Raw genomic sequence first — 22495 nt, 5'->3', positions numbered from 1 at the left:
CCCGCCACCGATAACGAGGAAGAACGCGTGCAACTCAAAGACTCCAGCCTGTTCCGCCAGCAGGCCTACATCGACGGTGCCTGGGTGGATGCCGACAACGGCCAGACGCTCAAGGTCAACAACCCGGCGACTAACGAGATCATCGGCAGCGTGCCGAAGATGGGCGCCGCCGAGACCCGCCGCGCCATCGAAGCCGCCGACCGCGCCCTGCCGGCCTGGCGCGCGCTGACCGCCAAGGAGCGCGCCAACAAGCTGCGCCGCTGGTTCGAACTGATGATCGAAAACCAGGACGACCTGGCCCGCCTGATGACCCTCGAACAGGGCAAGCCGCTGACCGAAGCCAGGGGCGAGATCGCCTACGCCGCCTCCTTCCTCGAGTGGTTCGGCGAAGAGGCCAAGCGCGTCTACGGCGACATGATCCCCGGCCACCAGCCGGACAAGCGCCTGATGGTGATCAAGCAGCCCATCGGCGTCACCGCGGCCATCACCCCGTGGAACTTCCCCTCGGCGATGATCACCCGCAAGGCCGGCCCGGCCCTGGCCGCCGGTTGCACCATGGTCCTCAAACCCGCTTCGCAGACCCCGTACTCGGCGCTGGCCCTGGCCGAGCTGGCCGAGCGCGCCGGCATTCCGAAAGGCGTGTTCAGCGTGGTCACCGGCAGCGCCGGCGAAGTCGGCGGGGAGCTGACCGGCAACCCCATCGTGCGCAAGCTGACCTTCACCGGTTCCACCGAAATCGGCCGCCAGCTGATGGCCGAGTGCGCCAAGGACATCAAGAAAGTCTCCCTGGAGCTGGGCGGCAACGCGCCCTTCATCGTCTTCGACGACGCCGACCTGGATGCCGCCGTGGACGGCGCGCTGGTCTCCAAGTACCGCAACAACGGCCAGACCTGCGTCTGCGCCAACCGCCTGTACATCCAGGACGGCGTGTACGACGCCTTCGTCGAGAAGCTCAAGGCTGCCGTGGCCAAGCTGAACATCGGCAACGGCCTGGAGCAGGGCATCACCACCGGCCCGCTGATCGATGCCAAGGCCGTGGCCAAGGTCGAGGAGCACATCGCCGACGCCGTGGGCAAGGGCGCCAAGGTCGTCGCCGGCGGCAAGCCCCACGCCCTGGGCGGCACCTTCTTCGAGCCGACCATCCTGGTCGACGTGCCGAACGACGCCGCCGTGGCCAAGGAAGAGACCTTCGGTCCGCTGGCGCCGCTGTTCCGCTTCAAGGACGAGGCCGAGGTGATCGCCATGTCCAACGACACCGAGTTCGGCCTGGCCGCCTACTTCTACGCCCGCGACCTGGGCCGCGTGTTCCGCGTCGGCGAGGCGCTGGAGTACGGCATCGTCGGCATCAACACCGGAATCATTTCCAACGAAGTCGCGCCGTTCGGCGGCATCAAGGCCTCGGGTCTGGGCCGCGAAGGCTCCAAGTACGGCATCGAGGACTACCTGGAAATCAAATACCTGTGCATCGGCGTGTAACGCGCGTCCGCCTACCCATTCCTGACCTGGAGACAGCATGAACAGCAACCAGAGCCTGCAACAACGGCGCATGGCCGCCATCCCGCGCGGCGTCGGCCAGATCCACCAGATCTACGCCGAGCGCGCCGAGAACGCCACCATCTGGGACGTGGAAGGCCGCGAATACCTGGACTTCGCCGGCGGCATCGCCGTGCTCAACACCGGCCACCTGCACCCGAAGGTGATGGCCGCCGTGCAGGCGCAGATGGCCAAGCTGACCCACACCTGCTTCCACGTGTTCGGCTACGAGGGCTACGTGGCCCTGGCCGAGAAGATCAACGGCATGCTCCCCGGCGACTTCGAGAAGAAGACCCTGCTGGTGACCACCGGCGCCGAAGCCGTGGAGAACGCCATCAAGATCGCCCGCGCCGCCACCGGCCGCAGCGGCGTGATCGCCTTCACCGGCGCCTACCACGGCCGCACCCACTACACCCTGGCGCTGACCGGCAAGGTGGTGCCGTACTCCGCCGGCCTGGGCCTGATGCCCGGCGGCGTGTTCCGCGCGCAGTACCCGAACGCGCTGCACGGCGTGTCGGTGGATGACGCCATCGCCAGCATCGAGCGCATCTTCAAGAATGACGCGCAGCCGCGCGACATCGCCGCGATCATCCTCGAGCCGGTGCAGGGCGAGGGCGGCTTCAACCCGGCGCCGAAGGACTTCATGCAGCGCCTGCGCGCCCTGTGCGACGAGCACGGCATCGTGCTGATCGCCGACGAAGTGCAGACCGGCGCCGGCCGCACCGGCACCTTCTTCGCCATGGAGCAGATGGGCGTCGCCGCCGACCTGACCACCTTCGCCAAGTCCATCGCCGGCGGCTTCCCGCTGGCCGGCGTGGCCGGCAAGGCCGAACTGATGGACGCGGTGGCCCCGGGCGGCCTGGGCGGCACCTACGCCGGCAACCCGATCTCCTGCGCCGCCGCCCTGGCGGTGATCGAGGCCTTCGAGGAAGAGAACCTGCTGCAGCGCGCCCAGGCCGTGGGTGAAATCCTCGGCGCCGGCCTGCGCAAGATCGGTGAGCGCCACGCCAGCGTGGGCGACGTGCGCATCCTCGGCGCCATGGTCGCGGTGGAATTGTTCGAAGCCGACGGCCAGACCCCGGCCGCCGAGCTGACCGCCAGGATCGTCGCCAAGGCCCGCGACAAGGGCCTGGTGCTGCTGTCCTGCGGCACCTACTACAACGTCCTGCGCATCCTCGTGCCGCTGACCGTCAGCGACGCCGACCTGCAGCGTGGCCTGGGCATCATCGGCGAGTGCTTCGACGAACTGGCCTGACGTTCATCCGCGTGCGCCGCGGTCCCTTTCCCTGAAGGGGCCGCGCCGAAGAGAACAAAGACGGACCCCGTACCCGCCCGTGCCCACGCACGGGTGGGCCGGGCCATTTCCGCCGCAGGGACGCAGCTTTACAAGGTGAGACCATGCAACAGCTCAACAAGAACAACCTGAGCCATGGGTTGAAATCGCGGCATGTGACCATGCTGTCCATTGCCGGCGTGATCGGCGCCGGCCTGTTCGTCGGCTCCGGCCGCGCCATCGCCGAGGCGGGCCCGGCGGCCATCCTCGCGTACATGCTGGCCGGCGCCCTGGTGGTGATCGTCATGCGCATGCTGGCCGAGATGGCCGTGGCGTCGCCCGACACCGGCTCCTTCTCCACCTACGCCGACCGCGCCATCGGCAAGTGGGCCGGCTACACCATCGGCTGGCTGTACTGGTGGTTCTGGGTCCTGGTGATCCCCATCGAGGCGAACATCGCCGCCACCATCATCAACAGCTGGGTGCCGCAGCTGGATATCTGGGTGCTGTCCCTGGCCATCACCCTGCTGCTCACCGTCACCAACCTGTTCAGCGTGAAGAACTACGGCGAGTTCGAGTTCTGGCTGGCGCTGGTCAAGGTGATCGCCATCGTCGGCTTCATCGTCCTCGGCGCCTGCGCCATCCTCGGCCTGCTGCCCGATACCGGCGTCAGCGGCGTATCGCGCCTGTGGGACAACGGCGGCTTCATGCCCAACGGCTTCGGCGCGGTGCTCAGCGCCATGCTGATCACCATGTTCTCGTTCCTCGGCGCGGAAGTGGTGACTATCGCCGCCGCCGAGTCGGACGCGGCCGAGAAGCAGATCTCCAAGGCCACCAACTCGGTGATCTGGCGGATCACCCTGTTCTACATCCTGTCGATCTTCATCGTCGTCGCCCTGGTGCCCTGGACCGATTCGCGCCTGGCCGCCGAAGGCTCCTACGTGACCGTGCTGGAAGTGCTCGGCGTGCCCCACGCCAAGGCGCTGATCGACGTGGTGGTGCTGACCTCGGTGACCAGCTGCCTGAACTCGTCGCTGTACACCGCCTCGCGCATGCTCTACTCGCTGAGCAGCCGCGGCGACGCCCCGGCCGCCGCGCGCATCACCAGCCGCGCCGGCACCCCGGTGGTGGCGGTGCTGCTGTCGACCGCCGCGGCCTTCGCCACGGTGATCGCCAACTACCTGGTGCCCGCGCAGGTGTTCGGCTTCCTCATGGCCAGCTCCGGCGCCATCGCCCTGTTGGTGTACCTGGTGATCGCCATCTCCCAGTTGCGCATGCGCAAGCGCATGAACGCCGAGGGCCAGGTGCCGCAGTACCGCATGTGGCTGTTCCCCTGGCTGACCTGGGGCGTGATCCTGTTCATCGTCGGCGTACTGGTGCTGATGCTGCTGCGCCCGGACCACCGCGTGGAAGTGACCGCCACCGCGCTGCTGAGCATCCTCATCGTCTGCTCCGGCCTGCTGGTCACCCGCCGCCGGGCGCGTGGCGAGCAGGGCGCCACACGCCTGAGCGTGGCCGAGCGCTGATGGGCTCTTCGTAGGAGCGAGCTTGCTCGCGAACGGCTCCGCAGCGGGGTTGGTTCGCGAGCAAGCTCGCTCCTACAGGTTACCCATACGCCGTGCCCTTGTAGGAGCGCGCCCTGCGCGCGAATCGCAGGCAGGGCCTGCTCCTACAACAGGTTTCCGTGAGGCACGTAGTTCAACCGTAGGAGCACCTTGTCCGCGATAGCCGGCCATCCCGGCGCGATTCGCGGATGAGATCCGCTCCTACAGGTTGCCCATACGCCCTGCCCTTGTAGGAGCGCGCCTTGCGCGCGAATCGCAGGCAGGGCCTGCTCCTACAGGTTGCCCATACGCCGTGCCCTTGTAGGAGCGCGCCCTGCGCGCGAAATCGCGGGCAGGGCCCGCTCCTACAGGTATCCGTCACTCCCAAATGAAAACGGGGCGCCAATGCGGCGCCCCGTTTTCGTTTCCTCAGGCCAGCTTCAACAGCGCCATCCCTACCACCAGCAAGCCCAACCCGAGCCAGCCACGCCACACCAGGCGCTGGCCGAACAGCGCCCAGCCCATGGCCACGGTGGCGAGGATGCCGAAGCCACCCCACACCGCGTAGGCCACCGACAGTTCTATGTCCTTCACCGCCTGCGCCAGGGCCGAGAAGGCGCCCAGCACGCAAAGGATCGAGGTGACGCCCAGGGCGCGCCTGCGGAAGCCGTCGGAATACTTCAGCAGCAGGTTGGCGATCACTTCCAGCACGATCGCCAGGCCCAGCCAGGCGAACGGAACCCAATCGAGGCTCAGCATGTGACGGCCTCCTCTGCGGACGGCTCGCGCTTGCTGCGGGTGCCGGACTTGACCAGCAGGATGCCGGCGATCATCACGGCCAGGCCCAGGACCTTCTCCGGGGCCAGGTTCTCGCCCAGCCAGGCGACGCTGACCAGGGTGATGAGGACTATGCCGATGCCTTCCCAGAGGGCGTAGGCCACGCCCACCGGCACGCGCTTGATGGCCAGCGACAGGAAGTAGTACGACAGGCCGACCATGGCGTACATCAGCAGGTGGCCATAGAACGGGGCCAGGGTGGTGGTGAGTTTCATCGAAGTGGTGCCGACCACTTCGAAACCGATGGCGGCGAACAGATAGATCCAGGAACGCATGATCGAGCCCTCCCTTGGGCAAGCCGCTGCCCTCGCGAACGGACGCGTGGCCAGGCGGAAAGTCGGAACGGGGAGGTGACGCTGGGCGAGCGGCGATACGCTCGTGCGCATCGTCACCAAAGACGTGACTTCGGGGAGGGCGCTAGAGGTCGCCGGTCCAGTGACGCTCGCGGGCGACCAGGCGGGAAGTGGAGAGGCGGTAAAGCGTTGTGTTCAACATAATGCACAGTATATTGCCTGAGCTTAGGGAAATTGGCAAATCGATAGGCTCAGGCAATGAGTCGATGACAACGGATCTCCCTGTTTTATTGGGGGGAGCCCTAGGCAGGGAATCAGCTGTTCAAAAGTTGTGTGCAATATTTTGTTCATGTGCTGTGCGCCCACCTGCTTCCGGCATCCTGGCTGGGCAAATCCGCCGGAAAGGAGTAGCCTTCATTTGACGGTTTGTTTTTCATCATTTGAGGAGGTCGCATGTTGGCCATCAAGACGGAAGATCGTCGTCGCAGCGACTCGCCGTCCCCGGTGTTCTGGCATCTGGTGCACGACCATGCCAGCCTCACCGAGGCCCAGCGGCTGCAGCACATCCGCCACGGCTTGAGCTGGCGCTGGGTCGAATCGGTGCGCGATACCTTCCGCATCAGCGGCCCCGGCTTCGTCGAGCTGTTCAACATCTCCCTGTCCACCTACGAGCGCAAGAAGAAGGCCGACCAGGCGCTGGACGTAGTCACTTCGGAGCGCCTCGACCGCCTGGCCTCGGTGGCCGTGCTGGCCGAACAGGTGTTCGAGGACAAGGACGCCGCGGCCCAGTGGCTGGAGCGCCCCAACCAGGCCCTCGGCGGCCAGACGCCGCTGAGCCTCTGCGACACCGAGATAGGCGCCAATCAGGTACGCCGCGTGCTGCACGCGCTGGAGTGGGGCGGGGCCGCCTGATGCGGGCCTGGCGCGTCGCCAAGGCGGCCCGGGCCAGCGACCTGAGCGGCCAGGGCGCGGCCATCCTCGGCGGGCGCTGGAACCACCGCGACGTGCCGGTCGTCTACCTGGGCCTGACGCCGGCCATCTGCTGCCTGGAAACCTTCGTGCACGCCAGCGGCCGGCCGACCTTCCCGATGAAGATCACCGCCTTCCGGCTCCCGGAAGGCGACGACCTCTACCTCAAGCCCGATCCCCGGGACCTGCCCGAAGGCTGGAACAGCCTACCGGCGGATCGCCCGAGCATGGACTACGGCACCCGCTGGCTGCAGGCCGGCGAACAGCTCGGCCTGATAGTGCCCTCGGCGGTGCTGCCGCTGGAGTGGAACCTCCTGCTCAACCCGCGGCACCCGGCGATGAGTCGGGTGCGGGTCGAGGACAGCTACGACTTCATGTATGACGAGCGGATGTTCCAGGCGCGTGCTTGAGCCGACGGAGAAGGCGAGTCAGCCGTCGTAGTGGTAGCGACATTGCACGATGAAGAGTTGGCTGTCTTCGAACAGGTAGACCAACCGGTGTTCGCGGGTTATGCGGCGGGACCAGAACCCGCTGAGGTTGCCCTTCAGCGCTTCGGGCTTGCCGGTGCCGCTGAAGGGGGTACGCAGGCACTCGCCGATGAGTCGGTCCAGGGTTGCGGATATCTTCGGGTCCTGGCCCTTCCAGTATTGGTAGTCATCCCAGCCGTGATCGGTGAAAGCCACTGAGACCGTCTTGCGGGCGCCGGCCTTGTTACGTTTCTTCTGCGTCGTCACTGAGGCTCAATTCCCTTGGCACGCTCTTGCCGACTCGTAACTGCTCGATGGATTCATGCAGCCGTTGTGCGTTGGCCGAGGACTGCAGCAGGTACATGGTCTCGCGCATGCCGTTGTAGTCCTCCAGCGAAAGCAGAACCACAGGTTCGCCTCTTTGCCGGGTGATGACAGTCGGCTCATGGTCGCGGCATACGTCATCCATGGCCTGTTTCAGGCTGGCTCGCGCTTGGCTGAATGTCAGAATTTGCATGGCGGGTACCTCCTGGCGAAGCCAGGGCTGATTGAATCTTCCGACGGGAATGGATTGCGGATGGCTGATCCTGTGCTGGACGAGAGAATTGTACAGAACGTTGTACTTTGATCAAGCGCAGCCATTGCTAGTGTTGCTGCGTTCTATGGCTACCCCACCAACCCCGCCGCCAGCCGTCCAACCTCCGCCAGCACCGCTTCGCGCTTTTCCGCCGGGGCCGGGCTGCCGGTGAGGTAGGCTGCCACCAGGATCGGCGCTCGGCCCGGTGGCCGGAGGATGGCCACGTCGTTGCTGGTGCCGCGCTCGCCGGTGCCGGTCTTGTCGCCGACTTTCCAGCCCGTTGGCAGGCCTGCGCGGATACGTTTGTCGCCGGTCTTGTTGGCCGCCAGCCAGGCGTTCAGCTGGTCGCGCGAGGCGGGTTGCAGGATGTCGCCCAGCAGCAGGCGCTGCAGGGTGGCGACCATTGCCCGTGGGGTGCTGGTGTCGCGCGGGTCGCCCGGGAGGGCCTGGTTGAGGGTGGGTTCGTTGCGGTCCAGGCGGCTGATGTCGTCACCCGTGCTGCGCAGCCAGTCGGTCAGCCCGGCGGGGCCGCCCAGGCTGGCCAGCAGCAGGTTGGCGGCGCCGTTGTCGCTCAGGGTGATCGCCGCCTCGCAGAGTTCGGCGACGCTCAGGCCCGGCTGGCCGACGTGGCGTTCGCTGACCGGCGAATATTCCACCAGGTCCGCCTGGCTGTAGACGATGCGCCGCGCCAACTGCTCCTCACCACGATCCACGCGGGCCAGGACGCAGGCGGCGAGCAGCAGCTTGAAGGTGCTGCACAGCGGAAAGCGCTCGTCCTCGCGCAGTCCGAAGCGGCGGCCGTCTCCGGTGTCGAGCACGGCCACGCCCAGGCGCCCGCCGCTGTCGCGTTCCAGTTGCTTCAGGCGTTCCAGCGTGGATTGCCCATCCGCCCGCGCGGTGCCGGCGAGCAGGCCTGCCAGGGGCGCCAGGAGCATGGCGTGGTTGATCTGTCTTCTGCTGAACATGCTGCCTCCTTGTCGAAGCGCGACTATCGGCCAGCCGGGCGGGGTGGGGCAAGCGGGCACGCCCATCGGTTTTTCCCGGCCGGCGCGGTGAGCGCTTCTACCCTGAAAAGGTGCGGCCCCGAGGACAATTCGTTGCAACCTTTGTCCGGGGCCGCGGCTCGAACCCGATGAGTGCGCCGCAGCGGTGCCTTCCACCCGGAGAAGGTCAACCTCGAGAACGAATGACCGCCTGCGTTCCGAACCCGCCCACGGAAAAGGGGACCACCCCATGTCCAGCAAGGCCCCGTCTCTGCTCGATGCCTACCGCCAGGTGCGGCGGCACAGCGAGGAACTGATCGCCCCCCTCAGCGCCGAGGACGCGGTCACCCAGTCGATGCCCGACGCCAGCCCGGCCAAGTGGCACATCGCGCACACCACCTGGTTCTTCGAGACCTTCCTGCTCAAGCCGCGGCTGGCCGGTTACGTCGAGTTCGACGCCAGCTTCGGCTACCTGTTCAACTCCTACTACGAGGCCCTGGGCGCGCGCCAGCCGCGGCCGCAGCGGGGAATGCTGACGCGCCCGCCGTTGCACCGGGTGCTCGACTACCGGCTGCACGTCGACGAGCACATGCAGGCGCTGCTCGCCGGGGAAGCCGATGCCGAACTGGAAGCCTTGGTGCGCCTGGGCCTGGCCCACGAGGAGCAGCACCAGGAGCTGCTGCTGATGGACATCCTCCACCTGTTCAGCCTGTCGCCGCTGGCGCCGGCCTATGGCGACGGATATGCGCCCCCGGCCTGCGGGCCGCAGCGCTTCCTGGCGATCCAGGGCGGGCTGCTGGGCATCGGCCATGACGGCCAGGGTTTCGCCTTCGACAACGAGGCGCCGGCGCACCGCTGCTTCCTGGCGCCCTTCGAGATCGCCGAGTCGCTGGTGAGCAATGGCCAGTGGCTGGCGTTCATCGAGGATGGCGGTTACCGGCGCGCGGAATTCTGGTTGTCCGACGGCTGGGCCAAAGTGCAGGAGGAGGGCTGGGAAGCGCCGTTGTACTGGCGACGGCAGGACGACGGCTGGCACGAGTTCGGCCTGGCCGGCCTGCGCCCGCTGGACGTGGACGCGCCGGTGCTGCACGTCAGCTACTACGAGGCCAGCGCCTACGCCAACTGGGCCGGCGCGCGGCTGCCCACCGAGATGGAATGGGAAGTGGCCGCCCGCGACGGCCGCCTGCGCCAGCTCTACGACGCCGCCTGGCAGTGGACGCAGAGCGCCTACGCGCCGTACCCGGGCTTCCGCCCCGGCGCCGGGGCGGTGGGCGAGTACAACGGCAAGTTCATGGTCAGCCAGATGGTCCTGCGCGGCGGCGCCTGCATCACCCCGGCCGGGCATTCGCGGCCCAGCTACCGCAACTTCTTCCACCCCGAGAAGCGTTGGATGTTCGCCGGCCTGCGCCTGGCCCGCGACCTGCCCGAACAGGCCGCGCTGGACCCGCGTGCCCGCGAGCTGGCCGAGGACCTGGAGGCGGGCTTCTCGCTGCAGCCGCGACAGCTGTCGCCCAAGTACTTCTACGATGCCGCCGGCTCCGAGCTGTTCGAGGCCATCTGCCGAACCCGCGAGTACTACCCCACGCGCAGCGAGACCGCGTTGCTCAAGCACATCGCCCCGGCCCTCGCCGAGCGCATCCCGGCCGATTGCACCCTGGTGGAGTTCGGCAGCGGCGCCAGCGAGAAGACCTGCCTGCTGCTGGACGCGGCGTCGCATATCCGCCGCTACGTGCCCATCGACATCAGCCCGGCGGCCCTGGACAAGGCTGCCGCGCGCCTGCAGCGCGACTACCCGGCGCTGCGCGTCGAGCCCCTGTGTGCCGACTTCACCCGCCTGGAGGCGCTGCCCCCGGCGCTGGCCGACGGCCCGCGGCTGGGCTTCTTCCCCGGCTCCACCATCGGCAACTTCGCCCCGGAGCAGGCCCTGGCCTTCCTCCAGGGCGCCCACGAACTGCTGGGGCCGGGCGCGAGCTTCATCGTCGGGGTCGACCGGCGCAAGGACGTGAAGGTGCTGGAGGCCGCCTACAACGATGCCGAGGGCGTGACCGCGCGCTTCAACCTCAACCTGCTGCAGCGCATCAACCGCGAGCTGGGTGCCGACTTCCAACTCGACCAGTTCGACCACCTGGCCTTCTGGAACGCCGAGCACAGCCGCATCGAGATGCACCTGGTCAGCCGCGTCGAGCAGCGCGTGCGCATAGCCGGTATGGAGTACCTGTTCCGCGCCGGCGAGCGCCTGCACACGGAGAACTCCTACAAGTACGCCATCGACGACTTTCGCGCGCTGGCCGAGCGCGGCGGCTGGCTGGTGCGCGAGCACTGGACCAGCGCCGAGCCGGCCTTCGCGGTGTTCCGCCTGCAGGCCTAGCGCTCCAGGCCCAGGCGCCGGTGCCAGTCGGCGATGGATTCCTCCGGGTAGCCGTCGAAGTACAGGTCGCGCGGGTGCTTTTCCACCTCCACCCAGGGGGCCTTGGAGTCCAGCAGCAGGTGGGTGTGTTCCGGCGGCACCGGCAATGGGGTGTCGATGGCCGAGGCGAAGGGGTGGATCAGCTCCGGCCATTCCGGGCTGAACAGCCACAGGGCGCTGCCGCATTCGCCACAGAAGTTGCGCTCGGCGGTGCTGGTGCGGGTGCGCTGGCCGGGCTCGCGCAGCTTGGCGTGATAGACGCGCAGGTGCTTGCGCCCGCGCACCTTGAGGCTGGCGGCGTCGCCGCCGAGGTTGATGGCGTAGCCCCCGCCGCCCTGGGTCTTGCGGCAGATCGAGCAGTAGCAGCGCTGGTAGGGATAGGGGTGGGCGCTCTCCAGGCTGAAGGTCACGGCGCCGCAATGGCAGGAGCCTTCCAGTCGCATGGCTAATCTCCTCTGTAGGGATACGGGGCCTGGGCAAGGGTGGTCGATCGCGCCCCGCCGCGCCGGGCGCGACGACGGATGGTCGGCTCGCCCGGGATGTTATATGTTGGTCGTAATTCAATGATGGCAAAGCCATCCTCAGGCAGGTGAAATCATGGCTGTACAACGCATCGTGGTAACCGGGACCGGGGTGGTCAGCCCCCTCGGATGTGGCACCGAGAAGGCCTGGCAGCGCCTGCTGCAGGGGCGCTCCGGCATTGTCCGGTTGGCCGACGAATTCGTCCGCGACCTGCCCTGCGAGGTGGGCGGCCCGGTGCCGGACATCGCCGTGGACGCCGAGGCCGGCTTCGATGCCGAGCGTGCCGCGCCGGCCAAGGAGCAGAAGAAGATGCACCGCTTCATCCTCTTCGCCCTGGCCGCCGCCGAGGAGGCCCTGGCCCAGGCCGGCTGGGCGCCCCAGGATGAGCGCGGGCAGACGCGCACGGCCACGGTGATCGGCTCGGGCATCGGCGGCTTCAGCGCCATCGCCGACGCCGTGCGCACTACCGACGGGCGCGGGCCGCGGCGCCTGTCGCCGTTCACCATCCCGTCGTTCCTGGTCAACCTGGCGGCCGGCCACGTATCCATCCGCCATGGCTTCAAGGGGCCGATCGGCGCGCCGGTGACCGCCTGCGCCGCCAGCGTCCAGGCCATCGGCGACGCCGCGCGGATGATCCGCGCCGGCGAGGCGGACATCGCCCTGTGCGGCGGCGCCGAGGCTTCCATCGACCGCGTCGCCCTGGGCGGCTTCGCCGCGGCGCGGGCACTGTCCAGCGGCTTCAACGACCGCCCGCAGCAGGCCTCGCGGCCCTTCGACCGCCAGCGCGATGGCTTCGTCATGGGCGAGGGCGCCGGGCTGCTGGTGATCGAGTCGCTGGAGCACGCCCTGGCCCGCGGCGCGCAGCCGCTGGCCGAGGTGGTCGGCTACGGCACCAGCGCCGATGCCTACCACCTGACCGCCGGCCCCGAGGACGGCAGCGGAGCGCGCCGGGCCATGCAACTGGCCATCGCCCAGGCCGGCATCGACCCGGCGTCGATCGGCCACCTGAACGCCCACGCCACTTCCACGCCGGTGGGCGACAAGGGCGAGCTGGCGGCCATCCGCTCGGTGTTCGGCGACACCGGCTCGGTGGCGGTGAGCGCCACCAAGTCCGCCACCGGCCACCTGCTGGGCGCGGCCGGCGGGCTGGAGGCGATCTTCACCCTGCTGGCCCTGCGCGACCAGTTGGCCCCGGCGACCCTCAACCTCGACGAGCCGGACGAAGCCGCCGCCGGCATCGACCTGGTGCGGGGCGCGCCGCGGGCGCTGCAGACGGAATACGCGCTGTCCAACGGTTTCGGCTTCGGCGGCGTCAACGCCAGCGTGCTGTTGCGCCGCTGGACCGGCGCCTGAGGCGAACGCAAGGCGCCCGGCGCTGTCGGATCGTCACTGAAACCCCTTATCATTCAGCGACATCCTCCAGGGCCGGAGCCTTCCGATGCTGTCTGCCGTAAGGCGCTACAAACTGCTGTTGTCCGAATCCCTGGCGCGGTATTTCCCGCGCACCACCGCCTACCTGCGCGAGCAGAACGAGGCCGCCCAGGCGCCAACGGCGAAGAAGCCGCGCGCCACGGCGCGGAAGAAGGACGGCGCCGCGGCCAAGCCCCGCGCGCCGCGCAAACCCAAGGCCGAGGCGGGCGAGAAACCTTCGGCGAAGCCCGCGGCGGAAGGCCCCGCCGGCATCTACCCGGCGCGCGCCCTGGCGGTGCGCCCGGAGCAGGTCGAGGCGATGCGCGAGCGGGTGCGCCAGGCGGTCAGCGCCGGCGTGATCAGCCCGCCGTCGGACGAGCAGTGGGCGATGATCCTCTGCCGCCAGCCGCTGGCGCGCATCTTCGCCGGCGCCGGCTCGGGCAAATCCACCACCCTGGTGCTGCGCCTGGTGTTCATGCTCTGCCACCTGGGGATCGAGGCGGACAAGGTCACGGTGATCTCCTTCACCAACGCCTCCTGCGCGCAGTTGCGCGAACAGCTGGTGCGCGTGCTCGCCTTCTGGCAGTACCCCTTCGACATGGCCCGCGCCCGCGAATGCGTGCGCACCTTCCACTCGGCCATGGGCGTGCAGGCCCGCGAGCTGCTGGGCAAGCAGCGCTGGTTCGAGCAACTGGAAGAGCGCAACCCCGACGAGCCGGACAACCCCCTCACCGGCGGTCGCCTGCGCCCGGCGCAGCAGCGCCTGCTGCTGGAGGCCTACGAGGAGTGCTACGCGGTCAACGGCGCTTTCCGCGCCAAGGTGCACCGCCTGCTGGGCCTGGAGAAGCCGGAGGAGGTGCCGGGCCCGGCGCCGGTCCAGCCGTTCCGCCTGCCCGGCGAGTTCGTCGAGGCGCCGCTGGTGGAAGTCTTCCACACCCAGGCCGGCTTCATGGAAAGCCTCGGCCTGCGCCCCCAGGACCTGAAGGTGGCCGAGCTGGGCTGCTCGACCCGCGAGAAGATCTTCCTCGAGGCCCTGGCCATCTACTGGAGCTTCTTCCTGGCCCTGCTCAAGCGCCAGCGCCTGACCACCTTCAACGCCGCCTTCCAGCAGCTCACCAAGCGCTTCGCCGAGGGCGACGCCAAGCTGGAAGCGGCCGAGCCGATGACGCACCTGCTGATCGACGAGTTCCAGGACATCTCGCCGCAGATCGTCCTCTGGCTGCAGGCCCTGCACCGTTTCCTGGCGCGCAGCGGCAAGGCGCCGAGCCTGATGGCCATCGGCGACGACTGGCAGTCGATCTACGGCTGGCGCGGCAGCTCGCCGGAGCTGTTCATGGACTTCGACAAGCACTTCCCCAGCAAGGGCCGCAGCCGCCAGAGCACGGTGCTGCTGCTGGAGACCAACTACCGCAGCATCGAGCCGGTGATCCGCGATGCCGAGTCGGTGCTGGCCGAGGTGAACTTCAAGCAGGCCAAGACCTGCCGCGCCTTCAAGCCGATGCAGCCGGGCGACCACGGCGTGCGCGTGGAAACCCGCTTCGACCTGGCCCGCGACCTGCCCAGGCTGGTGGCCGACATCCGCGCCCAGTGCGAGCACGTGGCCCAGCGCGGCAGCCGCGAGAGCACCGCGGTGATGCTGCTGAGCCGACGCAACGAGCCGCTGCAGCAGATCCAGGCGCAATTGGACGCCAAGCTGCCGGTGAAGGCCATGAGCATCCACCGCGCCAAGGGCCTGCAGGCGGAGGTGGCGATCATCATCGACGACTGCGCGCCGCCGGAGCGCCATCCGTTGCGCAACGTGCTGTATGCGCACAGCGGGTTCTTCCGCAACAGCTATGACCAGGCGATGCAGGATGAGAGCTTGCGATTGGCCTATGTGGCCGTGACGCGCGGGGTGAGCCGGGTGTTCTGGTACTCGCGCAAGGCGCAGGGAGCGGCGGCGTTGTTGGCGAGGAAGGGCTAGAGGGCGCTCTGGCTTTTCGTAGGAGCGAGCTTGCTCGCGAACGGATGTTCGCCGGAGATTCCGCTGCGTCGTTTGAGTCCGTTCCCTCTCCCTAACCCTCTCCCTGAAGGGAGAGGGGACCGTTCGGAGTGAAGCGGCACCTCGATGCACGCCTGAGACAGCGGAGTTGCAGGATGACTCTGTCCTAGCCGCCGGCACGGACAAGCCCCCTCTCCCTTCAGGACGGGGCGCGCAGCCGAGGGCTGGGGAGAGGGTGCTCTGGCTTTTCGTAGGAGCGAGCTTGCTCGCGAACGGATGTTCGTCGGAGATTCCGCCGCGTCGTTTGAGTCCGTTCCCTCTCCCTGAAGGGAGAGGGGACTGGTTCTGAGCGGCTATATGTCCCGCGTCATCCTGATAGCCAGGTGTTGCTGGCGAGCGCCATCGCTTCGCTTCACACCGAACGGCTCCCTCTCCCTTCAGGGAGAGGGCTGGGGAGAGGGGCTCTCAGGCTTTGGCTTTTCACCCGAGGCAGAATCCTCCACCAACCGCCCATCACCCCCCACCAGGCGCAAACTCCTTGGCGCCACCAGGCTGATGCCTTCCTCGCGCAACCTGCCGAAGATGGTGAACAGCAGGTCGCTCCGGGCGCTGGAGACCCCGCGCGGGCTGCTGACGCTGCCGCTGGCCGCCAGCGTCAGGCCTTGCTCGGTGAGCTGGGTGAAGCTCACCGAGGGCCTGGGGGTTTCCAGGATCGCCGGGTGCTCGGCGTAGGCCGCCAGCAGCAGTTCGCGGACCTTGTGCACGTCGGTGTCCAGCGGCAGCGTGAGGCTGATGCCGACGCTGCCCAGCGCGCCACCCATGGTCACGTTGCGTACGTTCTGGGTGATCAGTTGCGAGTTGGGCACTATCACCGTGGAGTTGTCCGACTGCTGGATTTCCGTGGCGCGCACGTTGATCCGGCGGATGTCGCCCTCCACGCCGCCGAGGCTGACCCAGTCGCCGACCTTCACCGGGCGCTCGGTGAGCAGGATCAGGCCGCTGATGAAGTTCTGCACGATGGCCTGCAGGCCAAAGCCGATGCCCACCGACAGGGCGCTGACCACCCAGGTCAGGCTGGTCAGGTTGATGCGCAGGGCCGAGAGCGTCAGCAGGCCGAGCAGGACGAAGCCGAGGTAGCCGACCAGGGTCACCAGCGAGGCGCGCATGCCGGCGTCCATGCTGGTTTCCGGCAGCAGCCGCTCGGCCAGCCAGCGCTTGAGCAGGCGCAGGGCGAACAGCCCGCCGAGCAGGGTGAGCAGGGCCAGCAGGATGTCCTGCGGGACGATGTTGAGGTTGCCCAGGGCCTGGCCGCCCTGGGCCAGGCGCTCGACGCCGGCGAGCAGTTCGTCGGGGGTGCTGGCGGTGGGCGAGAGCATCACCATCAGCGTCATCAGCACCAGCAGGGTGCGGCCCACCCCGGACAGCAGGGTGGCGGCCTGGGCCTGGTGCTGTGGCGACAGGCCGAGGGCGCGGGCGAGGGTCTTGCCGCTGTCCTGGCGCGGTGACAGCAGGGTGTCGCAGAGGTCGCCGAAGAAGGCCGTGATCAGGTAGCCGGTCGCCGCCACGGCGCTGATCCACAGCAGCTTGGTGGCCAGGTAGAAGGCCAGCGACAGGTAGCCGCTGAGCAGCGCCAGGACGATCAGCAGCACCACCAGCAGGGCGATGAGGTGGATCACCCCGGCCAGCGCCGGGCGCGGGTGTTCCTCGTCCTCCTCGTCGCTGCGGCGCAGGCGCAGCAGGGCCAGGCCGAAGAGCACGGCGATCAGCAGCGCGGTGAGGCCGTTGACCGCCACGGTCAGCGCCAGGCTGGCGCCGATGGCGCTGTTGATGCGGTCCTGGGCGCCGAGCAGCATGGCCACTATCGCCAGCAGCCCGGGGAAGTGGGCCACTGCCCTGGCGGCAGCGTCCGGGATCGGCAGCAGGCGCCAGGAGGGCCGGCTGACCATCAGCAGGGCGCGGCCCAGGCCGGTGATGAAGGCGCTGAACACCGCCAGGGTGACCATCTGCCCGGCCAGGTTGGCCAGGCCGTTGTCGAAGCCCTCGTTCCAGTCCAGGCCCTGGTGGACCAGCGCGGCGGCGCCGCCGAAGGTGACCACGCTGGCCAGGGCGATGGCCAGGGCCAGGCTGCTGCGGCGCAGGCGGCCCTCGGGGATGAAGTGGCTGGCCAGGTAGCCGGCGAACCTTTCCAGCAGGCGCCGGCCCGGTATCCACAGCAGCACGGCGGCGACCAGGCAGGCCAGCAGCGGCAGGCGCGCACCATGCCAGGTGTCCTCCAGGCTGGCGGTGAGCTTGTCGCCCAGGTTGCGCAGGCGCGCCAGGTCGTCCTCGGTGGGGCGCGTCAGGGTGGACCAGAAGACGGGGCTGAAGGGCGGCGCGGAGCGGGTGGCGATCTGCGAGTTGAACAGGCTGCGGCGCAGGTTGACGATCTGCGCGGCCAGGTCCTGGGCCGAACGCAGGATCTGCGCGGCCTGGGTGGCCTGGGCCTGCAGCTCGGCCTTCTGCTGGTTCAGCTCGGTGCGCTGCAGGGCCAGGGCGGCGGCCTCGCCCTCTACCGGCGGGCCGAGCACGTTGAGCTGGTCGGACAGGCGGTCGAGGCGGGCCTGCAGTTCGTCGCCGTGCTGGCCCGCCATCCTCTGCACTTCCAGGGTGGCCAGGCGCAGGCGCGCCAGCTCGTCGTCGCCGACCTGCTCGGAGACGCCCTGGCGGATGCTTTCCAGGCGCTCGGCCAGGGTTGGCAGGCCAGCGTCGTCGGCCAGCGCCGGCAGCTCGTCGGCGGGCAGGCCCGGGGCCGGCGCGGCCAGGGCCCAGCCGGCGCAGAACAGGTTCAGGATCAACAGGCAACGGAGCAGGATCTTGCGGTCCCCCGACATCTCTTCTTCCTTCCTTCGCCAGGTGCACGCTGTTCGACCGATGGGGCCGGCAGCCATTCCCCAGAGCATAGCGAGCCGGCGGGGATACGCAGGTTCGCTGTAGTAAAGGGCCATAAATGTTGGCCATATCTATCCCCTTTTGGCCGCCGCCACCGTTCAGCCGAGGCCGCCCGAATGGGCAGAATCCCCCCACCAAGAACAACAAAGCCGAGAGGTTTTACTCATGCTGACCGTCTACAGCGACGATCACCGCCTGCATTTCGGCCAGTCCGAACTGGTCGATGGCAAGCTCCAGCCCTGCTTCGAAATGCCCAGCCGCGCCGACACCGTGCTGGCCCGGGTGAAGTCGCAGCAACTCGGCGAGATCATCGCGCCGAAGGATTTCGGCCTGGATGCCATCCACCGCGTGCACGATCCGAAGTACGTTGCCTTCCTCAAGGGCGCCTGGGCCCGCTGGGCCGCCGAGGGCCACAGCGGCGACCTGGTCTCCACCACCTTCCCGGGCCGCCGCCTGCGCCGCGACGGCCCCATCCCCACCGCCCTGATGGGCGAGCTGGGCCACTACAGTTTCGACACCGAGGCGCCGATCACTGCCGGCACCTGGCAGGCCGTGTACAGCTCGGCCCAGGTCGCGCTGACCGCCCAGGATCACATGCGCCAGGGCGCGCGCACCGCCTTCGGCCTGTGCCGCCCGCCGGGCCATCATGCCGGCAGCGACTTCATGGGCGGCTACTGCTTCATCAACAACGCTTCCGTGGTCGCCCAGGCCTTCCTCGACCAGGGCGCCAAGCGCGTGGCCATCCTCGACGTCGACTACCACCACGGCAACGGCACCCAGGAGCTGTTCTATAACCGTGGCGACGTGCTGTTCGCCTCGATTCACGGCGACCCGCTGGTGGAGTACCCGTACTTCCTCGGCCACGCCGACGAGCGTGGTGAAGGCGCGGGCGAAGGCTTCAACCACAACTACCCGCTGGCCCACGGCACCGGCTGGGACGGCTGGTCCGCCGCCCTGGAAGACGCCTGCCGGAAGATCGCCGCCTACGCGCCGGACGCGGTGGTGGTGTCCCTGGGCGTGGACACCTACAAGGACGACCCGATCTCCGAGTTCAAGCTGGACTCCCCGGACTACCTGCGCATGGGCGAGCGCATCGCCGCCCTGGGCCTGCCGACGCTGTTCATCATGGAAGGCGGCTACGCGGTCGAGGCCATCGGCGTCAACGCGGTCAACGTCCTGCAGGGTTACGAAGGCGCCGCCCGCTGAGGGCGCGCCGTTTCGAGGAGCGAGTCATGCGCGAGAACAACAAGATCATCCGCGGCCTGCTCGGCGCCGCGCTGCTGGCAGCCGCCGGCATCGCCAGCGCCGAACCGGTGGTGCGCATCTACAACTGGTTCGACTACATCGGCCCGGACACCCTGAAGGGCTTCCAGAAGGACAGCGGCATCGCGCCCAAGTACGACGTCTACGACAGCAACGAGGTGCTGGAGGCCAAGCTGCTCTCCGGGCATTCGGGCTACGACCTGGTGGTGCCCAGCGACAGCTTCCTGCCCAACTACCTCAAGGCCGGCGTGTTCCAGAAGCTGGACAAGAGCAAGCTGCCGAACTGGAAGAACCTCAACCCGGCGCTGCTCAAGGTGCTGGAGAGCAAGGACCCGGGCAACCAGTACGCCATGCCGTACATGTGGGGCACCAACGGCGTCGCCTACAACGTCGACAAGGTGAAGGCCATCCTCGGCGATAACGCGCCGGTGGATTCCTGGGACCTGATCTTCAAGCCGGAGAACCTCGCCAAGCTCAAGCAGTGCGGCGTGGCCTTCCTCGACTCGCCCACCGAGGTGATCCCCGAGGCCCTGCATTACCTGGGGCTGTCGCCCAACAGCCACGACCCCGCGGACTACGCCAAGGCCGAGGCGCTGCTGAGCAGCCTGCGCCCGTACATCACCTACTTCAGCTCCTCGAAGTTCGTCACCGACCTGGCCAACGGCGACGTCTGCGTGGCCATGGCCTGGTCCGGCGGCGCCATGCAGTCGGCCAACCGCGCCAAGGAAGCGAACAACGGTATCCACATCGAATACCGCATTCCCAAGGAAGGCACCGCGGCCTGGTTCGACGTGCTGACCATCCCCAGGGACGCGCAGAACGTCGAGCAGGCCCACGCCTTCCTCAACTACCTGCTGCGCCCGGAGGTGGTGGCGCCGATCTCCGACTACGTGGCCTACGCCAACCCCAACCAGGCGGCGGACAAGCTGATTTCCGCCGACCTGCGCGACAACCCCAACGTCTACCCGCCGGCCGAGGTGCAGGCCAGGCTGTACTCGGTGGAGATGCTGCCGCCGAAGCTGGAGCGCATCCGCACCCGCACCTGGAGCAAGGTCAAGACCGGGCAGTGACGCCCTGGCGGCCGGCGGTGTCGGATTGGCACTGGTGCCGCTCGTCGCTTAGCTGGAATAATCGGCGGTACACCCTTGGGGTACCGCCGTTTTCACGTCTTGGTGCCCGCTCATTGCCGAGCCTTGCCATGAAACTGCCTTGCTGCCGTTGCCCCCTTCCTTCGTCCGGACCGCGGAGGTGCGCATGACGCCGCTACCCCCGCGCAAGGGCGCCGACGCCTTCGCCCTGCAAGCGATGCTGCTGCTGTGCCTGATCTGGGGCGTGCAGCAGGTGGCGGTGAAGCTCGCCGCCGGCGACATAGCGCCGATCATGCAGGCCTTCGGTCGCAACCTGCTGGCCGCCACGCTGGTGGGCCTGCTGGTGCTCTGGCGCGGCGACTGGAAGGCCGCGGGCGGCACCCTGGCCGGCGGCGCGCTGGCCGGGCTGCTGTTCGCCATGGAGTTCCTGTTCATCGCCCAGGGCCTGGTGTACACCAGCGCTTCGCACATGGCGGTGTTCATCTACACGGCGCCGATCTTCTCCGCCCTGGGCCTGCACTTCCTGCTGCCCAGCGAACGCCTGCGGCCGCTGCAGTGGTTGGGCATCGCGGTGTGCTTCGGCGGCATCGCCCTGTGCTTCGGCGGCGGCTTCGACCTGCAGCACATGGACAGCCGTATGCTGCTGGGGGATTTCTTCGGCGTGCTCGCCGGGGCCTCCTGGGGCGCCACCACGGTGGTGGTGCGCAGCACGCGGCTGTCGGAGGCGCCGACCAGCCTGACGCTGTTCTACCAGCTGTTCGCCGCCGCGCTGCTGCTACCCTTCATCGCCCTGGCCCTGGGCGAGTTCGGCAACGTGCGCTTCACCGCGCTGGGCGTGGGCAGCGTGCTGTTCCAGGGCGTGGTGGTGTCCTTCTTCAGCTATTTCGCCTGGTTCTGGCTGCTGCGCCGCTACCTGGCGTCGAACCTGGCGGTGTTCTCCTTCATGACGCCGCTGTTCGGCATCGCCTTCGGCGTGCTGTTGCTGCACGAGCCGCTGGCCTGGAACTTTATCGCCGGGGCGGCGCTGGTGCTGGCGGGGATTTCCCTGGTCAGCGGCGAGGCGTGGGTGCGCCGGGCATTGCGCGGCAAGCGTGCCTGAACTTGATCCAGGTCAGCGGATCGCGGCCGGCCGACGCGTAGTCTTTGTTGCAAGGAGTGAGTGGCACGGGCGGAGAGTGGGACGCCGGGCTACTCTACTCTTAGGGCGGCTCGGAAGCGGGCCGCCCGACCCTTCCACCGCAAAGGAGGCATCCCATGAAACTCTGGCTGCAAACCCTGGCATGGAAACTGGGTGTCACGCTCGGCCTCATCGAGCCTCCGCGCCTGCAACCCATTCCCATTCCAAGCGATGAGCAACGGCGTTATGCACAGCAACGCCGACGCTGACTCCTGAAGCACTTGCTGGACACACCTTCTGCCCGCTCACGCGGGCAGATTGTGTTGGGCCCCGGTATTTCAGCCGTGGGCCGCGAACCACTCGTCGATGATCTGCCGCAGGCGTTCCCCGGAAAAACTCGGGAAGTGCCCGCCATGCACGGTGCGCACCGGTAGCTGGCGCAGACGCTCCAGGCTGCGGGCGTAGTCGTCCAGGTTGGAGTGGTAGGCATCCTCGATCAGCGGTCCGTCGTAGACGATGTCGCCGGAGAACAGCGTTTGCGTCCGTGCTTCCCACAGGCTGATGCCGCCCGGCGAATGGCCGGGGGTATGCAGCACCTCCAGCACGCGGTCGCCCAGGTCGAGCACGTCGCCTTCATCGATGGTGCGCGTGGCCGGCGCGGCCTTCACCCGATACTCGGCGTAGCACAGCGGGCAGTCCGGGTGCGCTTCGAACATCTCGTCGCCGACGAAGGCCGTGGCCAGGGTGCGCTCGCCGTCGGGGCTGGCGAGGATGTCGGCCTCGGCCGGGTGGCACAGGCGTTCGGGGAATTCGTGGTGGCCGGCGATGTGGTCGAAGTGGGTATGGCTGGCCACCGCCAGCAGCGGCCGCTCGGTGAGCCAGGGCAACTGCTCGCGCAGGCTGACCAGGCCGGAGCCGCTGTCCACCAGCAGGTCGCGCTCGCGGCCCTGGATGTGCCACATGTTGCAGCGATAGAAGGGCCGCACCCAGGGCTCGTGGATCAGGCTGACGCCGTCGTAGCAGTGGCGGACTTCGAACCAGCGGTCGCGGGTGACGATTTTCATGGTGGGGCCTGGTGTCTTTGTGCTTTGTGTAGGAGCGCGCCCTGCGCGCGATTTCGCGGGCAGGGCCCGCTCCTACAGGGTGGCATACCTGTGAGGGTGGTGCCGGGTGGGGGGCCTTTCCCTCTCCCTAACCCTCTCCCTGAAGGGAGAGGGGACCGTTCGGCGTGAAGCGGTACCTCGATGCACGCCTGAAACAGCGGAGTTGCAGGATGACTCCGTCCCACCAGCGGGCACGGACA

20 protein-coding genes are annotated in these 22495 nt (G+C 68.2%); 12 read left to right on the top strand and 8 right to left on the bottom strand.

The window, feature by feature from the left end; all coding sequences use genetic code 11:
* Positions 1–27 precede the first annotated feature (27 nt).
* The 3 genes from gabD (at position 28) to gabP (ending at position 4332) form a co-directional block, all read left to right on the top strand.
* Positions 28–1476, top strand: a complete 1449-nt coding sequence (gene gabD / locus BM060_RS03080; RefSeq protein ID WP_074977194.1) for an NADP-dependent succinate-semialdehyde dehydrogenase — start codon at positions 28–30, stop codon at positions 1474–1476.
* A gap of 37 nt (positions 1477–1513) precedes the next feature.
* On the top strand, positions 1514–2788 hold the full coding sequence (gene gabT, locus BM060_RS03075) for a 4-aminobutyrate--2-oxoglutarate transaminase (protein ID WP_074977192.1): 1275 nt from the start codon (positions 1514–1516) through the stop codon (positions 2786–2788).
* Positions 2789–2931: 143 nt separating this feature from the next.
* Positions 2932–4332 carry a GABA permease gene (gene gabP / locus BM060_RS03070; RefSeq protein ID WP_074977190.1) on the top strand — a complete coding sequence of 467 codons (1401 nt, stop codon included), beginning with the start codon at positions 2932–2934 and terminating at the stop codon, positions 4330–4332.
* Between the two features lie 447 nt (positions 4333–4779).
* Here the strand turns inward: gabP and mdtI are convergent, their stop codons facing one another.
* Positions 4780–5109 carry a multidrug/spermidine efflux SMR transporter subunit MdtI gene (gene mdtI / locus BM060_RS03065; protein ID WP_074977188.1) on the bottom strand — a complete coding sequence of 110 codons (330 nt, stop codon included), beginning with the start codon at positions 5107–5109 and terminating at the stop codon, positions 4780–4782.
* The gene (locus tag BM060_RS03060) at positions 5103–5462 is read right to left on the bottom strand and encodes a multidrug/spermidine efflux SMR transporter subunit MdtJ (protein WP_074977187.1); all 360 of its coding nucleotides are present in this window, start codon (positions 5460–5462) and stop codon (positions 5103–5105) included. Before BM060_RS03060 ends, mdtI begins: the two co-directional genes overlap by 7 nt.
* A 471-nt stretch (positions 5463–5933) precedes the next feature.
* Between BM060_RS03060 and BM060_RS03055 the strand changes: the two genes are divergently transcribed.
* Positions 5934–6392, top strand: coding sequence for an Xre family toxin-antitoxin system antitoxin (locus BM060_RS03055; protein WP_074977185.1), 459 nt, complete (start codon positions 5934–5936; stop codon positions 6390–6392).
* The gene (locus BM060_RS03050) at positions 6392–6859 is read left to right on the top strand and encodes an RES family NAD+ phosphorylase (protein WP_074977182.1); all 468 of its coding nucleotides are present in this window, start codon (positions 6392–6394) and stop codon (positions 6857–6859) included. Before BM060_RS03055 ends, BM060_RS03050 begins: the two co-directional genes overlap by 1 nt.
* An 18-nt stretch (positions 6860–6877) precedes the next feature.
* Here the strand turns inward: BM060_RS03050 and BM060_RS03045 are convergent, their stop codons facing one another.
* The 3 genes from BM060_RS03045 to bla all read right to left on the bottom strand — a co-directional run bounded on the left by BM060_RS03045 (position 6878) and on the right by bla (position 8458).
* Positions 6878–7132 carry a Txe/YoeB family addiction module toxin gene (locus BM060_RS03045; RefSeq protein WP_083426717.1) on the bottom strand — a complete coding sequence of 85 codons (255 nt, stop codon included), beginning with the start codon at positions 7130–7132 and terminating at the stop codon, positions 6878–6880.
* A gap of 28 nt (positions 7133–7160) precedes the next feature.
* Entirely contained in the window at positions 7161–7433 is a 273-nt protein-coding gene (locus tag BM060_RS03040) for a type II toxin-antitoxin system Phd/YefM family antitoxin (protein ID WP_043270908.1), read from the bottom strand.
* A gap of 149 nt (positions 7434–7582) precedes the next feature.
* On the bottom strand, positions 7583–8458 hold the full coding sequence (gene bla, locus BM060_RS03035) for a class A beta-lactamase (protein WP_074977179.1): 876 nt from the start codon (positions 8456–8458) through the stop codon (positions 7583–7585).
* 268 nt (positions 8459–8726) lie between these two features.
* On the opposite strand from bla, the gene egtB reads away from it, so the two are divergent.
* Entirely contained in the window at positions 8727–10844 is a 2118-nt protein-coding gene (gene egtB, locus BM060_RS03030; RefSeq protein WP_074977177.1) for an ergothioneine biosynthesis protein EgtB, read from the top strand.
* Here egtB and BM060_RS03025 read toward each other — a convergent pair.
* Positions 10841–11326: a GFA family protein gene (locus tag BM060_RS03025; RefSeq protein WP_009623540.1), complete on the bottom strand. Its 486-nt coding sequence runs from the start codon at positions 11324–11326 to the stop codon at positions 10841–10843. The genes egtB and BM060_RS03025 overlap by 4 nt on opposite strands.
* Before the next feature lie 154 nt (positions 11327–11480).
* On the opposite strand from BM060_RS03025, the gene fabF reads away from it, so the two are divergent.
* Both fabF and BM060_RS03015 read left to right on the top strand, forming a co-directional pair.
* Positions 11481–12758 carry a beta-ketoacyl-ACP synthase II gene (gene fabF / locus BM060_RS03020; protein WP_074977175.1) on the top strand — a complete coding sequence of 426 codons (1278 nt, stop codon included), beginning with the start codon at positions 11481–11483 and terminating at the stop codon, positions 12756–12758.
* Positions 12759–12843: 85 nt separating this feature from the next.
* Positions 12844–14778, top strand: a complete 1935-nt coding sequence (locus BM060_RS03015; RefSeq protein ID WP_074977173.1) for a DEAD/DEAH box helicase — start codon at positions 12844–12846, stop codon at positions 14776–14778.
* A gap of 455 nt (positions 14779–15233) precedes the next feature.
* Here BM060_RS03015 and BM060_RS03010 read toward each other — a convergent pair whose 3' ends face one another.
* A complete protein-coding gene (locus BM060_RS03010) occupies positions 15234–17666 on the bottom strand; it encodes a DUF3772 domain-containing protein (protein ID WP_074977171.1) in 2433 nt (810 codons plus the stop codon).
* Between the two features lie 223 nt (positions 17667–17889).
* On the opposite strand from BM060_RS03010, the gene BM060_RS03005 reads away from it, so the two are divergent.
* The 4 genes from BM060_RS03005 to BM060_RS33205 all read left to right on the top strand — a co-directional run bounded on the left by BM060_RS03005 (position 17890) and on the right by BM060_RS33205 (position 21461).
* Complete coding sequence (locus tag BM060_RS03005; RefSeq protein ID WP_074977168.1) at positions 17890–18930, top strand: histone deacetylase family protein; 1041 nt, start codon at positions 17890–17892, stop codon at positions 18928–18930.
* Positions 18931–18956: 26 nt separating this feature from the next.
* Positions 18957–20057 (top strand): polyamine ABC transporter substrate-binding protein, encoded by a 1101-nt coding sequence (locus BM060_RS03000; RefSeq protein ID WP_074977166.1) that lies wholly within the window; start codon positions 18957–18959, stop codon positions 20055–20057.
* 184 nt (positions 20058–20241) lie between these two features.
* Entirely contained in the window at positions 20242–21174 is a 933-nt protein-coding gene (locus BM060_RS02995) for a DMT family transporter (protein WP_074977164.1), read from the top strand.
* A 155-nt stretch (positions 21175–21329) separates the two neighbouring features.
* Positions 21330–21461 (top strand): PA1414 family protein, encoded by a 132-nt coding sequence (locus tag BM060_RS33205; RefSeq protein WP_009623528.1) that lies wholly within the window; start codon positions 21330–21332, stop codon positions 21459–21461.
* Positions 21462–21530: 69 nt separating this feature from the next.
* Here the strand turns inward: BM060_RS33205 and BM060_RS02990 are convergent, their stop codons facing one another.
* A complete protein-coding gene (locus BM060_RS02990) occupies positions 21531–22256 on the bottom strand; it encodes an MBL fold metallo-hydrolase (RefSeq protein WP_009623527.1) in 726 nt (241 codons plus the stop codon).
* Positions 22257–22495: the final 239 nt, after the last annotated feature.

The sequence above is a fragment of the Pseudomonas citronellolis genome (genome assembly GCF_900112375.1).
In the GTDB taxonomy this organism is placed as follows: domain Bacteria; phylum Pseudomonadota; class Gammaproteobacteria; order Pseudomonadales; family Pseudomonadaceae; genus Pseudomonas; species Pseudomonas citronellolis.
The sequence above is the reverse complement of the archived record's forward strand: the minus strand, read 5'-3'. Positions and strand labels throughout refer to the sequence as shown.

Bases quoted from the DNA above. Each gene is read 5' to 3' on its own strand.
- BM060_RS03015 (WP_074977173.1), top strand. From the start codon at position 12,844: ATGCTGTCTGCCGTAAGGCGCTACAAACTGCTGTTGTCCGAATCCCTG.
- BM060_RS02990 (WP_009623527.1), bottom strand. From the start codon at position 22,256: ATGAAAATCGTCACCCGCGACCGCTGGTTCGAAGTCCGCCACTGCTAC.
- BM060_RS03005 (WP_074977168.1), top strand. From the start codon at position 17,890: ATGCTGACCGTCTACAGCGACGATCACCGCCTGCATTTCGGCCAGTCC.
- BM060_RS03000 (WP_074977166.1), top strand. From the start codon at position 18,957: ATGCGCGAGAACAACAAGATCATCCGCGGCCTGCTCGGCGCCGCGCTG.
- bla (WP_074977179.1), bottom strand. From the start codon at position 8,458: ATGTTCAGCAGAAGACAGATCAACCACGCCATGCTCCTGGCGCCCCTG.
- BM060_RS03050 (WP_074977182.1), top strand. From the start codon at position 6,392: ATGCGGGCCTGGCGCGTCGCCAAGGCGGCCCGGGCCAGCGACCTGAGC.
- mdtI (WP_074977188.1), bottom strand. From the start codon at position 5,109: ATGCTGAGCCTCGATTGGGTTCCGTTCGCCTGGCTGGGCCTGGCGATC.
- gabT (WP_074977192.1), top strand. From the start codon at position 1,514: ATGAACAGCAACCAGAGCCTGCAACAACGGCGCATGGCCGCCATCCCG.
- BM060_RS03060 (WP_074977187.1), bottom strand. From the start codon at position 5,462: ATGCGTTCCTGGATCTATCTGTTCGCCGCCATCGGTTTCGAAGTGGTC.
- BM060_RS33205 (WP_009623528.1), top strand. From the start codon at position 21,330: ATGAAACTCTGGCTGCAAACCCTGGCATGGAAACTGGGTGTCACGCTC.
- BM060_RS03040 (WP_043270908.1), bottom strand. From the start codon at position 7,433: ATGCAAATTCTGACATTCAGCCAAGCGCGAGCCAGCCTGAAACAGGCC.
- BM060_RS02995 (WP_074977164.1), top strand. From the start codon at position 20,242: ATGACGCCGCTACCCCCGCGCAAGGGCGCCGACGCCTTCGCCCTGCAA.
- BM060_RS03055 (WP_074977185.1), top strand. From the start codon at position 5,934: ATGTTGGCCATCAAGACGGAAGATCGTCGTCGCAGCGACTCGCCGTCC.
- BM060_RS03025 (WP_009623540.1), bottom strand. From the start codon at position 11,326: ATGCGACTGGAAGGCTCCTGCCATTGCGGCGCCGTGACCTTCAGCCTG.
- fabF (WP_074977175.1), top strand. From the start codon at position 11,481: ATGGCTGTACAACGCATCGTGGTAACCGGGACCGGGGTGGTCAGCCCC.
- gabP (WP_074977190.1), top strand. From the start codon at position 2,932: ATGCAACAGCTCAACAAGAACAACCTGAGCCATGGGTTGAAATCGCGG.
- BM060_RS03010 (WP_074977171.1), bottom strand. From the start codon at position 17,666: ATGTCGGGGGACCGCAAGATCCTGCTCCGTTGCCTGTTGATCCTGAAC.
- egtB (WP_074977177.1), top strand. From the start codon at position 8,727: ATGTCCAGCAAGGCCCCGTCTCTGCTCGATGCCTACCGCCAGGTGCGG.